Genomic DNA, 12536 nt, shown 5'->3' with positions numbered 1-12536 from the left:
ATGGAGCCCAAGCGTAATCCGGGACGTGCCAGCTGTGATCAAGAACCCCGGATTGCGCTGCGCTCCATCCGGGCTACGGAAGCGCTTAATACAGCGGCGGGATCTGGCCGACCTTGACCGGGCCGAGCAGCACGGCGCCGTCGACGAATTTCAGCGGGAAGCTTCTCGCCTTCTTGCCTTCCAGCGTGCTCTCGGTGCCGATCGAGTTGATGCCGGCGGCAACGCCGGCATTGGCGTTCTGCTTGATCACCTTGCCGAGGCCGGGAACGGCGCGATCGAGCGCGCCGAACAGATTGTTGAGGTCCTGCGACTTCACGCCGGGCGCGACGCGGTCGAGCGTGGCCTGCGGCACGCCCTCCTCCAGCATCTTCTCGATGCCGAGCGCCGGGATCACGCGCTCGAGGCCCGTGACGGTCATCTGCAATTCACCATCCAGGCGCCCATTGACGGAGAGGCCAAGCGTGCCGGCCGCAACCGCGATCATCTCGCCCTGCTGGATCCGCGACTGCACGATCTCGATATGACCGCCGGCGGCCTGGATTTCGCGAAAACGCTGCGGCCAGGGCTTTGGCGTGAGGTCGGAGAGGCCGGTGATCTTGGCGCGCGTGTCCGCCTCGAACGGCTCTGCGAGCAAGGGATGAACGCCCTGGATGCTGCCCTGCGCGACATGGAGCACGGTCTCGATCACGGGATGAACGGCCGGCGATCCGTCCGCGAGGCGCCCGTGCAGCTCGACCTGCTTGGCGCGCGCGAGCGGCACCTGCATGCTGCCGTCGAGCCGATTGATGTTGGGATCGTCGAACACGATGGAGGCACGATCCGGCACCGCCGGCAGGCCGACCACGCTGCTGCGGCCCTTGCTCCAGTTCACCACGAAGGTGTTTTGCGTGACGCCGTCGGTCAGCGTCGCGGGCGCCGAGAATTCGGCGATGACGAGCTTGGGATCGTAGACCTGGGCGACGACCAGGATGTTGTCGAGCTTGGCCGTGAACGGCGTCCTGCTCGCATTCTGCGAGACCAGGGCGACACTGGCGCCGGAGCACTGGACCTCGAAGCGGAACGGGAAGCCGGCGATCGAGCGCTTGGCGCAATCATAGATGCGGCCGGACTTGGCCTCCTGCGCCCGCCAGGCGTCGGCGGCCACTTCGGCCTGCGAAGCGGCATAGAACCAGAAGCAGCTCCAGGCGACGGCGAGGATCAGGACGAGGACGGGGGCGATGAAAAGGCCCCAACGGGAGCGGCGGCCTGCGGCAACGGTCATATTGGACATGCGGCGACCCTTTGGCCCCAGATTTTGGCAAATGTAAGCGAGGCAAGCCCCCGACGAAAGGCGGAGAATTCGCTTCGCTTGGGGGCGCGGTTCTGGTAGCCGTGCCCGAAATGTCCGAAATCACCCTCCCCTCCGTCACGACAGCCACGGGCGACCTCTGGGTGTTCGGCTATGGTTCGCTGATGTGGCGGCCGGGCTTCGACTTCGAGGAGCGCGTCCCGGCGCGGCTGGTCGGCGAGCACCGCGCGCTCTGCGTCTATTCCTTCGTCCATCGCGGCACGCCGGAGAAGCCGGGCCTGGTGCTCGGGCTCGACCGCGGCGGCGCCTGCCGCGGCATCGCCTTCCGTGTCGCTGAAAAGAACCGCACCGAGGTCGTCGCGTATTTGCGGGCGCGCGAGCAGGTCACCTCGGTCTATCGCGAGGTGATGCGCTCGGTGTGGCTGGAGAACGATGCGCGCCAGCGCGTCTCCGCGCTCGCCTATGTCGTCGACCGCGGCCATGTGCAATATGCCGGCCGCCTCTCGCTCGCCGAGCAGCACCGCCATGTCGTTCAGGGCCACGGCCAGTCCGGCGCCAATCGCGACTACGTCACCGCGACGGTGAAGGCGATCGAGGCCGAAGGTTTTCGCGATATGCAATTGCATCAGCTTGCGACCATGCTGCATGGCGAGGCGCATTCCCTGCACGCGCCGGCTCCCGACGATCGAGACGGCCGCTAAAGCATGATCCGGAAAAGTGCGCAGCGGTTTTCCGAAAAAATCATGCTTAAACAACAATCCTAAAGCGCGATGACGATTCATCCTCATCGCATCGCGCTTTAGCTCTCCGACGGGGCGTAACTCGGCGAGGCGCCGATCAATTGCTCCTGCTCCTTGCGGCCGGCTTCGACGAGACGGCTGGTTGCCTCTTCGATGGCCGTTTGCACACGGGAGAGAAACTCATCCTTCGGCAGGCCTGACGGCAACGGATCGAGGAATTCCACCACGAGCGTGCCGGGATAGCGCATGAAGGTGCGGCGGGGCCAGAACAGGCCGGAGTTGAGCGCGATCGGCAGGCACGGCACGCCGCAGGACGAATAGATCTGCGCAAAGCCGGTCTTGTAGTCGGGCGGCGCGCCCGGCGCGCGGCGCGTGCCTTCCGGAAAGATGACGAGCTGCCGGCCCGAGCGCACCGCCTCGCGCGCCCGCCGCGTCATGTCCAAGAGCGCCTTCACGCCGGCCTTGCGGTCGATCGCGATCATCCCGGTCTTGACCAGAAACTGGCCGAACACCGGGATCTGCATGAGCTGACGCTTGAGGATGAAGATCGGACGATTGAAGAATCCGGGCAGCACGAACGTTTCCCAGAACGACTGATGCTTTGCCACGATCACCAGGGGTCCCTGCGGAATGTTCTCGACACCGCGGAATTCGACCTTGATGTTGCAGACCACGCGCATCAGGACCAGCGTCGCCTTGGCCCACCATTGCGCAACCGTCAACATGGCACGCGGCGGCAATGCGAAGGTCGGCAGCGCCACGATCGCGAGGCAGACCAGCACGGCGTAGAACAGCACGTTGAACACGAGCGAGCGCAGGAAAATCAGGAACATCGACGATCCGATTATTTTGCCGATCCATTGCCGGTCAATTGGCTGTTAATTGGCTTGGGCGGTGGCGGGCCGCTTTGGCAGCTGACCTGCAGGCTGCTCCGACATCTCGGGCAAAAGGTCAATCCCGAAATCCTCCAGCCGCACCCTCAGCTCGGCCGCGATGTACTTGACATATTCGGACAGCAGCAGCCGCAGGGTGGACGCCGAGGTCCACCACGGCTCCTCGCGCCATTTGTCGCCGACCACCGCGAACGGGATCAACGTCGTTTGCGGCATGGCATGCGAGAATTCCACCAGCGCGCGCGGCATGTGATAGTTCGAGGTGACCACGATCAGCGACTTGAACCGGCGGCCGTCGGCCCAGCGCCGCGCCTCCGCCGCATTGCCGCGGGTCGAGAGCGCAGTGCGGTCGAGATCGACACAACAGGTCATGAAGGACTGGTTCTCCGGCAACGTCCGGGAGATGTCGCTCGCCGTGGATGTCGGGTGCACGCCGGAGATCAGGAGCCGCCTGCCGTAACCGGCAGCGAGCAGCTCCATCGCGTCGGACACCCGCGAGGAGCCACCGGTCAGGACCACGATGCCGTCTGCCTTGCGGCTTGGGGCGATCTCGGCGCCGCGCAATTGCGACAGGAACGCGATGAAGCCCGCCGCCGCGCCGACGAAGGCGAACGCAATCGTCGACACCAATGCCGCGCGCAGCCAGCCGCGCGGCAGGTTCGGCGATCGATCGTCGGTCGGCGAGGTCATGTGGTGTCGGTGATCCCTTCCCGGAGATGATTTTATGACGTTTTGAGGCGAAGTGGAGTCCGGTTTGTGGGGCTTATCAACGCTACAAGATGCAACTCTATTCGCGTCGGTAGGGCGCTCCCTCGCCCCGCAAGCGGAGAGAGGCGAAGAAATCTCAATCCACGTCATTCAACGTCGCAAACAAGGTCTGGCGCGAGGCCACCGCGGTGATGGCGCCGATCAGCACGGCCTGCACCGCGAGCACGATGTATCCGGACGGCCGCAGCGAGAAAGTGCCGAGCAGCGCGGCGAACTGGTCGCCGACGGGGGTACCGGAAAACCAGCCGGCGATCGACTCGGAGAAGCCGAACACCAGCATGGCGGCGCCGCCGCCGATCACGCCGCCCTCGAGGCCGAGCCTCAGGAAATGTCGCAGGAAGTGATTGGCGATGTAGCGGTCGCCGGCGCCGACGAAATGCAGCACCTCGACGATCGGACGGTTCGCCGCCATGGCGCCGCGGGTCGCGAACGACACCGAGATGATGGTGGCGATGATGACCAGCGCGAGGATGCCGAGGCCGGCGAGCACGGTGGCGTTGGTCATCGAGCGCATCCGCTCGATCCAGGCGCGGTGATCGTCGACGCTGGCACTTGGCGCGACCTGGGTCACGCGCGCGCGCAAGGCGCCGAGATCGAGCGGCGTGCCGGGTCGCACGCGCGCGATGATCATGCGCGGCACCGGCAGATCGTCCATCGACAGCCCGGTGCCGAGCCAGGGCTCGAGCAGCTTGCCGCTCTCCTCCCGGGTGAACGGCTTGACCTCGACGACGCCGGCTTGCGCACGCATCGCCTCCGTCACAGCTGCGGTGTCGCGTTCGAGATCGCGGCCGGCCTGCGGGCGAACCTGGATGGTGATTTCGCTCGCGACCTCCGACTGCCATTCCGCGGCGGAGGCGCTCACCAATAGCACCGTGCCCGTGGTCATCGACGCCAGGAAGGTCATGATGGCGACGACGGCGACCAGCGCGCGGCCCTGGATCGAGGCGCGCGGTACGATCGGCGACATGTTGCGCGCGTTGGCCGGAAGCTGCGGACGCTCCTGCCCGAGGTCGACCAACACGCCGCGCTCGTCGGTCCTACTCATAGACGTGCAACCGTCCCTGGTGCAGCACCAGCCGCCGGGCCTCATACTGGTCCATCAGGCCGATGTCGTGGGTCGCGATGATGACGGCGGTGCCTGATTTGTTGAGCTCGATGAAGAGCCGCAGCAGGCGACGTCCCAGCGTCGGGTCGACGCTGCCGGTCGGCTCGTCCGCGAGCAGCAGCTGCGGCCGCGAGATGACGGCGCGCGCGATTGCCGCGCGCTGCTTCTCGCCGCCCGACAGGATCGGCGGCAGCGCGTCCATGCGGTCGCCGAGCCCGACCCAGCGCAAGAGGTCGATCACCTCCTTGCGGTAGCTCGACTCGCTGCGGCCCATGACGCGGAACGGCAGCGCGACGTTCTCATAGGTCGTCATGTGATCGAGCAGGCGGAAATCCTGGAGCACGATGCCGATGCGCTTGCGCAAATCGGCGATCTCGTCCTTGCCGAGACGCGAGATGTCGTGGCCGAACAGATTGACCAGCCCCCGCGTCGGCCGGTGCGACAGGAACAACAGGCGCAGCAGCGAGGTCTTGCCGGCACCGGAGGGGCCGGTGAGAAACTGGAACGAATGCGCCGGGATCTGGAAGCTGAGGTCGCGCAGGATCTCCGGCCCCAGACCGTAACGCAATCCGACATTTTCGAACCGAACCAAGCTCAGCTCCGTTCGAGAGGGGGCGCGGGTCGCACTGCTGCGCTCCGCCATACGCGACCAACGGGTTTTGCCGCCGTTATGGTTTCCGGTTCGTTAACGGTCGCCCTGTAGCATACATCGTAGCATCCTTGCCGCGCTGTTCTCCCCGACGCGGTCATCGTCCAAGGCTCGTCCATGCATATCGTCTGCCCTCATTGTATGACATCCTACGCCATCAAGCTCGCGAGCCTTGGGGCGAACGGACGGGCGGTCCGTTGTTCCCGCTGCAAGGAGACCTGGATCGCCCATGCCGAGGATGCCATCGAGGAGGCATCCGTCCCCGCCATGGCCGCGGCCAGCCAGGCCGACGACCAGACCGATCTCGCCGAGCAGTGGAACTCCTATGCCAAGGACGACGGCGCCACTGATGCGCCCGTCGTCGACAGCCCCTCGATTGCCAGCGACTGGCCCGACGAAGAGGCCAAGGAAACCGAAGACGAGTGGTCCGCGGCGGCCCGGGAGGCCGAGGAGGAGGTCGTCGGCGGGCAGCACCAGTCCTGGTTCCGCGGTCTATTCCCCCGCCGCGGCGCGCGGGTCAGCCGTCCGGTCGCCACCGCGGCACCGCGAAAATCCCATTTCGGCCTGCCGACCGCCTGCGCCGCCATGGGCGCGCTGGTGCTGGCGCTGGTGATCTGGCGCGGCGACATGGTGCGGCTGCTGCCGCAGACCGCCACTTTCTACAAGATGGTCGGGCTCGAGGTGAACCTGCGGGGCCTGGCCTTCAAGGACGTGAAGCTTTCGAGCGAGACCGTGGACGGTAAGCAGGTGCTGGTGATCGAGGGTGTGATCGTCGGCGAGGGCAAGAAGCCGCTCGACATTCCGCGGCTGCGCTTTGCCGTGCGCGACGGGCAAGGCGCGGAGATCTACGCCTGGAATACGGTGCTGGAGCAGACCGTGCTGCGGCCCGGCGAGCGCGCCTTCTTCCGCTCCCGCCTCGCCTCGCCGCCGCCGGAAGGCCGCAATATCGACGTTCGCTTCTTCAACCGGCGCGACATTGCCGGCGGCAGCGTATAATCGCGTCGCCCGGCGCCGCACGGGAGGTTGGTCCGAGAGTTAGTCCCATGCCGAAGATCTTGATCGCCGATGACGAGGATTCGATGCGCCAGCTGGTGGCGCGCGCCATCGCCATGGACGGGCACGAAACGGTCACCGCGCAGGACGGCGCCGAAGCGCTGGAGATCCTGGCCCGCGAGGACGGCGCCTTCGACCTGCTGCTCACCGACATCCAGATGCCTATCATGGACGGCATCGCGCTGGCGCTCTCCGCCGCGCGCGATTTTCCCGATCTGACCATCTTGCTGATGACAGGCTTTGCCGACCAGCGCGAGCGCGCCTCGAACCTCAATGCGCTGGTGCACGACGTCGTGACGAAACCGTTCTCGGTCGCGGATATCCGCACCGCGGTGGCGGACGCGCTCGCGGCGAAGAAGGGGTAGTGGCGGGCGACCTTAACCACACATACCGCCGTCATGCCCCGGCTTGACCGGGGCATCCAGTACGCCGCGGCGGATGTAGTGAGAGCGTGCTCATCAACGCCAGCCTCTGGAATACTGGATCGCCCGGTCCCGGCTCCGCCAAGGCTACGCCGAGGCCCACACGGCGCTGGCACGCCGAAGCTTCAGCGAAGGCGGCAAGCCGGGCGATGACAGTGAGCTTGTGGCGCCTTCGCCTCAAAAATCCTTCAGCAGCCGCTCGATGTAATCGAGCTCGATCTGGGGACGCGAGCTGTCGCCGAGGCGGCGGCGGAGCTCTTCGAGGATGCGGCGGACACGCTGGGCGTCGATCTCGCCGGGGATCTTGACGGTGTAATCGTCGCTGAGATCGCGGCCGTGAAGCGGGCGGCCGAGCGGATCGGTCTGATTGCCGCCGCTCTGCTGACGGCCGGCCCGATTGCCGGGACCATCGCCCTGCCCGTCGCCATCGCCCTGCTGCATCGCCTCGGCCATCTTCTGCGCGCCCTTGCGCATCGCATCGAGAGCCTTGCCCTGCGAATCCACGGCGCCATCGGCATTGCCATCGCCGAGCTTCGAGCCGGCATCGCCCATGGCACCGTCGGCAGTGTCTAGGCTGCCGTCGTCATCACCCTGATCCCCGTCCTGATCGCCGCTCTGGCCCGGGTCGCCCTGCTGGCCCTTCTGGCCCTGCTGCCCTTTCTGACCCTTTTGTCCCTTCTGCGCGAGGCCGCGCTTGGCGAGCTCGTCCTGCAGCTTCTTCAGGCGGTCGCGCAGCGACTGCTGATCCTGCTGCAGGTCCGACATCGACTGGTCGCCCTGCGGCTTGCCGCGCGAGCGGTCACGCCGGGAATCCTGGCCCTGCTTGAAAGTCTTGTCGCGCAATTGCTGCTGCTTGCGGATCATGTCGCTGAGCTCGTTGAGCGCCTGCTCCATCTCGCTCTCACCGGATTGTCCGGGCTGCGCCATCTGGAGGTTTTCCATGATCTGCGCGAGCTGCTCGAGCATGCGCTGGGCCGCCTCTTTATTGCCCTCGCGCGCCGCCTTCTCGATCTGCCGCAGGAGGTCATCCAGATCCCGTTGCGTGATGACGTTGCGATCACGGCTGGAGGATTGGCTCCGTTCCGTCGCCCGCTTGTACTCCTCGAGCTTCTGGATGGCGTCGGACTGGTTGCTCAGGCTCTTGCCGGACTCCTTCTGCCTGAGGCTGTCGCCAGACTCCTGCATGGCCTTTTCGGCACTGTCGAGCAGCGCGTCGGGATCCTGATCCAGCTGGGCAGCGGCCGGCGAGACGCCTCCCAACAGGAAGGCGAGGCAGGCGATCGACATCGCCTTCAAGACTGGCACGCGTGCTAGCTTCCGCATTTCCGGTCCCGCGTAAACTGGTTGGTCTTGTCGTCTCCCGCCTTGTTGGCACGGCTGTTCGCCGACTTGCGATAGGCCTGAAGCTGCTCGCGCAAGACGTCCTGCTGCTGCGCCAGCTCGGCGAGCTGCTCGGGCGTCGCATGCTGGGTTTTCTGTCGCAGCTCGACGGCCTTGTCGAGGATGAGCTGGACCTCCGCGGGGAACGGCTGGCGGGCGCCGAGCGGATTCTGCTCGGCGCGGCGGGCGAGATCGCGCACCTTGCCGGCCATGGCCTCACGCAGCTTCTGCGTCAGCACCCTGAGCTCGTCCTCGCTGGCGCCGCGGTCCAGCGCGGCCTTGAGCGCATCCTGCGCCGAGCGTAGCGCGGCGTTGACGCTGCCGGCAACGCCGTCGTCCTCGATGGTCGTCGCGAAGGCCCACATGCTCGCCACCACGTTGCGCAGCGCATCGTCGGTGCGGGCAGCCTCGAGCTGGGTCGCCAGACTCCGGAGGCCGAGATAGCAGCCGGCATCCGGCGTGAACAATTCGGGTGCGATCATCAGCGCGTCGAGCGCGGTGTAGACGTCGGAATTCCTGTTGGCGTCGAGCGCGAGGATGCGGCGCTGCTCGATCAGCGCGCGCGCGAGCGAGTTGGTGAACAGACGCTCGGGCAGGCGCATGTTGAAGGGTTCGCTCCTGGCCTCGTTGCCGGCCTCGTCCTTGGCAGTCAACGTCAGCGTGACGTCGGCTCCGGCATAGGGGTCCTCGCTGAGGTCCTTCACGGTCTGGCCGACGCCGTTGCGGGTGCGCGCGTTCGGCAGCACGAGCGGGAATTGCGGTGGCTGGAACAGCGGCCGCGCCGCGGCCTTGCCCTCGGAATCCTTGCTGCCATCCTTGACGGCATCTTTGGCGTCGGCGGGGCGCAGGGCAATCTGGGCGTCCGCGCCGGTGACGCCGTAATCGTCCTCGATCTTGTAGGAGAGCTGGAGCCCGCCGCGCGCCTGGCGCTCGGGATCCTTGGCGAGCGCGATCGTCGGCGCGCGGTCTGGCGTTGCCGCGAACGCCCATTGCGGCTGGCCGGAGGGCGCGCGGACATGCGCGGTGCCGTCGGCGGCGATGGTGAAGTGCTTCTCGTTGGTGCCCTTGGGCGCGGCCTCCGCGGGGGCGACCTCCTTGAGGCCGCCGGAGACGACGACATCCAGACTGCCGCCTGAGGAGCGCACGATCAGGGTCGAGCCTGCGGGAACGGCAAGCGGGCCGGAGGCCGGCAGCGCCGCGGCCTCCTTGTTGGCGGCCGACAGGATGACCGGCGGCTTGCCGGTGTAAAGCGGCGGAGTGACCCAGGCATCGACGCGAACATTGGCCGGCGCCAGCACGCCGTTCCAGTCGAAGGCGGCCCCGAGCCGCATCGCGCGCTCGTCGCCGGCGGCGAAGAAGGTCGCAACCAGCATCACCATCACCAGCGCGCGCAGCGCCCAGGGATCATGCAGCGCCAGCCGCGGATGCGGCAGGCCGGCGCGGATGCGCTTGAGCGAGGCCAGCGTACGCTCGCGCTGCGCCTGCCACAGCGCCTGCGCGATCGGGTCCTGCGAGGACAGCGTGTCGGTCAGCGTCGTGGCCGGGCGGTGACGGATGCCGGAGCCACGATCGAGCCGGCTAAGCGCCTCCTCGCGGCTCGGCCAGCGGAAGCGAATCAAGGGAAACAGGACGGCAATCGCGATGCCGGCGAAAACGACGAGACCGATGGCACGGGCAACGAACGGCAGCGCCAGCCAGAGGCCGGCCCAGGACACCACCAGGAACAGGCCGACGACGGTCAGAAGCCGCGCCAAATTCGGCCAGGCACGCTCCCACGCGATGGCATAAATGGCCCGATCGAGGGCCTGCGCCAGCTTCAGCCGCGACAGAGCATCGCTGTTGCGGATCGGGTCTGACGGCTCGGGGGTGACGCCGTTCAATCAACTCTCCAGGTTGCCCGGTAGAGAAGCCTATCACAACGGCAGCACTGAGGCATCCGTTCCGGTACGGGAGACACCCCTTTTCCCGCATAACACGAGGACGTGACTGGCCCGCTGCAACCCCGTAATTTCCGCGCCGCCATCCGAGGGAGACGAGAGGAAACGCCATGGACAAGAAGATGCACGACAAGGGCCTGGAAGTCCGTAAAGCGGTGCTGGGCGAGGCCTATGTCAACAACGCCCTGAAGAACGTCGACGATTTCAACCGACCGTTCCAGGAGATGCTGAACGAATATTGCTGGGGCACGGTGTGGGGCCGCGAGGAGCTGCCGCGCAAGACCCGCAGCATGCTCAACATCGCCATGATCGCGATCCTCAACCGCCAGCACGAGTTTCGCGCGCATCTGAAGGGCGCGCTGACCAACGGCGTCAGCCGCGAGGAGATCCGCGAGATCCTGATGCAGGTCGCGATCTATGGCGGCATGCCCGCCGCCGTCGACAGCTTCCGTATCGCGCGCGAGGTGTTTGCGGAGATCGACGGCAAGGCGTGAGGGCAGCGCCAATCTCCGCTGTCGTCCCGGACAAGCGAAGCGCAGATCCGGGACGACATCGAGGCTGGAGTGCCCGTATTTCAAAACGACAACGAAAAAAGAAGGAAACACCATGGACATCGGATTCATCGGGCTCGGAAACATGGGTTTCCCGATGGCGCGGCGGCTGATCGAGGCGGGACACAAGCTCGTCGTGTTCGACACGCGCAAGGAGGTCACGGGCAAGCTCACAGCGCTCGGCGCGACGGCGGCGACATCGCCAAAGGACGTCGCCGATCAGGTCGAGACTGTCATGGCGAGCCTGCCCTCGCTGCAGGCTTCGCTCGAGGTTGCAACGGGAGCGAACGGCGTGATCGAGGGCAGCCGCGCAAAACGCTTCGTCGATCTCTCCACCGTCGGCTCGGCAATGGCCGTGAAGATTCACGGCCTGCTGGCCAAGCGCAACATCGTGCAGATCGACTGCCCGGTCTCCGGCGGCGTCGGCGGCGCCGAGAAGGGCACGCTGGCGGTGATGGTCTCCGGGCCGAAGGCGGAGTTCGATCTGCTCAAGCCCGCCCTCGACGTGATCGGAAAAGTGTTCTTCATCGGCGAGAAGCCCGGCGCGGCGCAGACCATGAAGCTCGCCAACAATTTCCTGTCGGCCACCGCGATCGTGGCGACCTCGGAAGCGGTGGTGATGGGCGTGAAGGCCGGGCTCGATCCGGCCGTGATGATCGACGTCATCAACGCCGGCTCCGGCATGAACACCGCGAGCCGCGACAAGTTTCCGCGATCGGTGCTGCCGCGCAGCTTCGATTTCGGCTTCGCCACGGGGCTGATGGTGAAGGACGTGCGGCTGGCGCTGGAGGAGATGAAGCAGCTCGGCCTGTCGATGGAGGTCGCCGAGGCGGTCGGGCGATTGTGGGAGACCGTGATCAGCGCAGAAGGCGCAGACTCGGATTTCACCGCGGCGATCAAGCCGATCGAGAAGAAGGCGGGCGTTGTGGTGGGTGGAGCGAAGGGTGGCGTGACGGGGAAGTAGCGATCCCAATCTCCGCTCGTCGTCCCGGACAAGCGAAGCGCGCCCCTCACACACTCACAGCCACGGCGCCGGCGTGTCCATCGCGATGAGCTGCTCGACCTCGATGCGCGGGCGGACCACGGCGTATTGATCGTCCTTCACCAGCACCTCCGGCACCAGCGGGCGCGTGTTGTAGGTGCCGGCCTGCACCGCGCCGTAGGCACCTGATGTCATGATGGCGATGAGATCGCCGGGCGCGGGCGTCGGCAACGTGCGGTCGAGCGCGAGATAGTCGCCGGTCTCGCAGACCGGGCCGACGACGTCGGCCATGATGGTGGGAGCGCCCTTGGGGGCTTGCGTCACCGGCAGGATGTCGTGATGCGCCTCGTACAGCGTCGGGCGGATCAGGTCGTTCATGGCGGCGTCGATGATGACGAAGTTCTTGCCGTCGCCGTGCTTCACATAGATCACCCTGGCGACCAGGATGCCGGCATTGCCGACGATCATGCGGCCCGGCTCGAACATCAGCGTGCAGCCGAGATTGTGGCTGACGCGCTTGACCATGGCAGCATAGGCATCAGGCGCCGGCGGCGCCTCGCGGTCCATGTAATAGGGAATGCCGAGGCCGCCGCCGAAATCGACGTGGCTGATATTGTGGCCGTCGGAGCGCAGCGTCTGCACGAATTCGGAGAGGATGCGGAACGCGGTCTCCATCTTGGAGAGGTCGGTGATCTGGCTGCCGATGTGCACGTCGGTGCCGGTCACCTCGATGCCCGGCAGCTTGGCGGCGCGGGCATAGACCTCGCG

At 66.4% G+C, this 12536-nt stretch carries 13 protein-coding genes; 5 read left to right on the top strand and 8 right to left on the bottom strand.

Translation table 11 applies throughout. The features are described 5' to 3' along the window. Positions 1-85 precede the first annotated feature (85 nt). A complete protein-coding gene (locus AABA86_RS32390) occupies positions 86-1270 on the bottom strand; it encodes a DUF2125 domain-containing protein (protein WP_338309659.1) in 1185 nt (394 codons plus the stop codon). 110 nt (positions 1271-1380) lie between these two features. On the opposite strand from AABA86_RS32390, the gene AABA86_RS32385 reads away from it, so the two are divergent. Then, the gene (locus AABA86_RS32385; protein WP_338309658.1) at positions 1381-1989 is read left to right on the top strand and encodes a gamma-glutamylcyclotransferase; all 609 of its coding nucleotides are present in this window, start codon (positions 1381-1383) and stop codon (positions 1987-1989) included. 98 nt (positions 1990-2087) lie between these two features. On the opposite strand, the gene AABA86_RS32380 is transcribed toward AABA86_RS32385, so the two are convergent. The 4 genes from AABA86_RS32380 to ftsE all read right to left on the bottom strand — a co-directional run bounded on the left by AABA86_RS32380 (position 2088) and on the right by ftsE (position 5386). After that, positions 2088-2861 carry a lysophospholipid acyltransferase family protein gene (locus AABA86_RS32380; RefSeq protein ID WP_212247188.1) on the bottom strand — a complete coding sequence of 258 codons (774 nt, stop codon included), beginning with the start codon at positions 2859-2861 and terminating at the stop codon, positions 2088-2090. A gap of 45 nt (positions 2862-2906) precedes the next feature. Then, the gene (locus AABA86_RS32375; protein WP_212247190.1) at positions 2907-3611 is read right to left on the bottom strand and encodes a YdcF family protein; all 705 of its coding nucleotides are present in this window, start codon (positions 3609-3611) and stop codon (positions 2907-2909) included. Between the two features lie 154 nt (positions 3612-3765). Next, the gene (locus AABA86_RS32370) at positions 3766-4734 is read right to left on the bottom strand and encodes a cell division protein FtsX (RefSeq protein ID WP_338309657.1); all 969 of its coding nucleotides are present in this window, start codon (positions 4732-4734) and stop codon (positions 3766-3768) included. Beyond that, on the bottom strand, positions 4727-5386 hold the full coding sequence (gene ftsE, locus AABA86_RS32365) for a cell division ATP-binding protein FtsE (protein WP_020508614.1): 660 nt from the start codon (positions 5384-5386) through the stop codon (positions 4727-4729). Before ftsE ends, AABA86_RS32370 begins: the two co-directional genes overlap by 8 nt. 174 nt (positions 5387-5560) lie before the next feature. Here ftsE and AABA86_RS32360 point away from each other — a divergent pair, with 174 nt between their 5' ends. Then, complete coding sequence (locus tag AABA86_RS32360; RefSeq protein ID WP_212247194.1) at positions 5561-6439, top strand: MJ0042-type zinc finger domain-containing protein; 879 nt, start codon at positions 5561-5563, stop codon at positions 6437-6439. 47 nt (positions 6440-6486) lie between these two features. Further along, entirely contained in the window at positions 6487-6861 is a 375-nt protein-coding gene (locus AABA86_RS32355) for a response regulator (RefSeq protein WP_212247196.1), read from the top strand. Between the two features lie 234 nt (positions 6862-7095). On the opposite strand, the gene AABA86_RS32350 is transcribed toward AABA86_RS32355, so the two are convergent. Both AABA86_RS32350 and AABA86_RS32345 read right to left on the bottom strand, forming a co-directional pair. Further along, positions 7096-8241, bottom strand: coding sequence for a DUF4175 family protein (locus tag AABA86_RS32350; protein WP_338309656.1), 1146 nt, complete (start codon positions 8239-8241; stop codon positions 7096-7098). Continuing rightward, positions 8229-10178, bottom strand: coding sequence for a TIGR02302 family protein (locus tag AABA86_RS32345; RefSeq protein ID WP_338309655.1), 1950 nt, complete (start codon positions 10176-10178; stop codon positions 8229-8231). The genes AABA86_RS32350 and AABA86_RS32345 overlap by 13 nt, the downstream gene beginning before the upstream one ends. Before the next feature lie 167 nt (positions 10179-10345). Here AABA86_RS32345 and AABA86_RS32340 point away from each other — a divergent pair, with 167 nt between their 5' ends. Together AABA86_RS32340 and AABA86_RS32335 are read left to right on the top strand one after the other, a co-directional pair. Further along, positions 10346-10729 (top strand): carboxymuconolactone decarboxylase family protein, encoded by a 384-nt coding sequence (locus tag AABA86_RS32340; protein WP_018316258.1) that lies wholly within the window; start codon positions 10346-10348, stop codon positions 10727-10729. 112 nt (positions 10730-10841) lie between these two features. After that, positions 10842-11750 (top strand): NAD(P)-dependent oxidoreductase, encoded by a 909-nt coding sequence (locus AABA86_RS32335; protein WP_338309654.1) that lies wholly within the window; start codon positions 10842-10844, stop codon positions 11748-11750. A 54-nt stretch (positions 11751-11804) separates the two neighbouring features. Here AABA86_RS32335 and AABA86_RS32330 read toward each other — a convergent pair. Then, the coding region (locus AABA86_RS32330) for a diaminopimelate decarboxylase family protein (protein WP_445083499.1) at positions 11805-12536 on the bottom strand (732 nt) is incomplete at its 5' end.

It is taken from the genome of Bradyrhizobium sp. TM233 (genome assembly GCF_036247965.1).
GTDB classification, from domain to species: Bacteria; Pseudomonadota; Alphaproteobacteria; order Rhizobiales; family Xanthobacteraceae; genus Bradyrhizobium; species Bradyrhizobium ottawaense.
This window is presented reverse-complemented; position numbering and strand designations above follow the sequence as displayed.

What these genes read in the sequence shown, in the direction of transcription:
- AABA86_RS32380 (WP_212247188.1), bottom strand. Translation starts at nt 2,861, where the DNA reads ATGTTCCTGATTTTCCTGCGCTCGCTCGTGTTCAACGTGCTGTTCTAC.
- AABA86_RS32360 (WP_212247194.1), top strand. Translation starts at nt 5,561, where the DNA reads ATGCATATCGTCTGCCCTCATTGTATGACATCCTACGCCATCAAGCTC.
- AABA86_RS32335 (WP_338309654.1), top strand. Translation starts at nt 10,842, where the DNA reads ATGGACATCGGATTCATCGGGCTCGGAAACATGGGTTTCCCGATGGCG.
- AABA86_RS32390 (WP_338309659.1), bottom strand. Translation starts at nt 1,270, where the DNA reads ATGTCCAATATGACCGTTGCCGCAGGCCGCCGCTCCCGTTGGGGCCTT.
- AABA86_RS32370 (WP_338309657.1), bottom strand. Translation starts at nt 4,734, where the DNA reads ATGAGTAGGACCGACGAGCGCGGCGTGTTGGTCGACCTCGGGCAGGAG.
- AABA86_RS32385 (WP_338309658.1), top strand. Translation starts at nt 1,381, where the DNA reads ATGTCCGAAATCACCCTCCCCTCCGTCACGACAGCCACGGGCGACCTC.
- AABA86_RS32340 (WP_018316258.1), top strand. Translation starts at nt 10,346, where the DNA reads ATGGACAAGAAGATGCACGACAAGGGCCTGGAAGTCCGTAAAGCGGTG.
- AABA86_RS32355 (WP_212247196.1), top strand. Translation starts at nt 6,487, where the DNA reads ATGCCGAAGATCTTGATCGCCGATGACGAGGATTCGATGCGCCAGCTG.
- AABA86_RS32350 (WP_338309656.1), bottom strand. Translation starts at nt 8,241, where the DNA reads ATGCGGAAGCTAGCACGCGTGCCAGTCTTGAAGGCGATGTCGATCGCC.
- AABA86_RS32375 (WP_212247190.1), bottom strand. Translation starts at nt 3,611, where the DNA reads ATGACCTCGCCGACCGACGATCGATCGCCGAACCTGCCGCGCGGCTGG.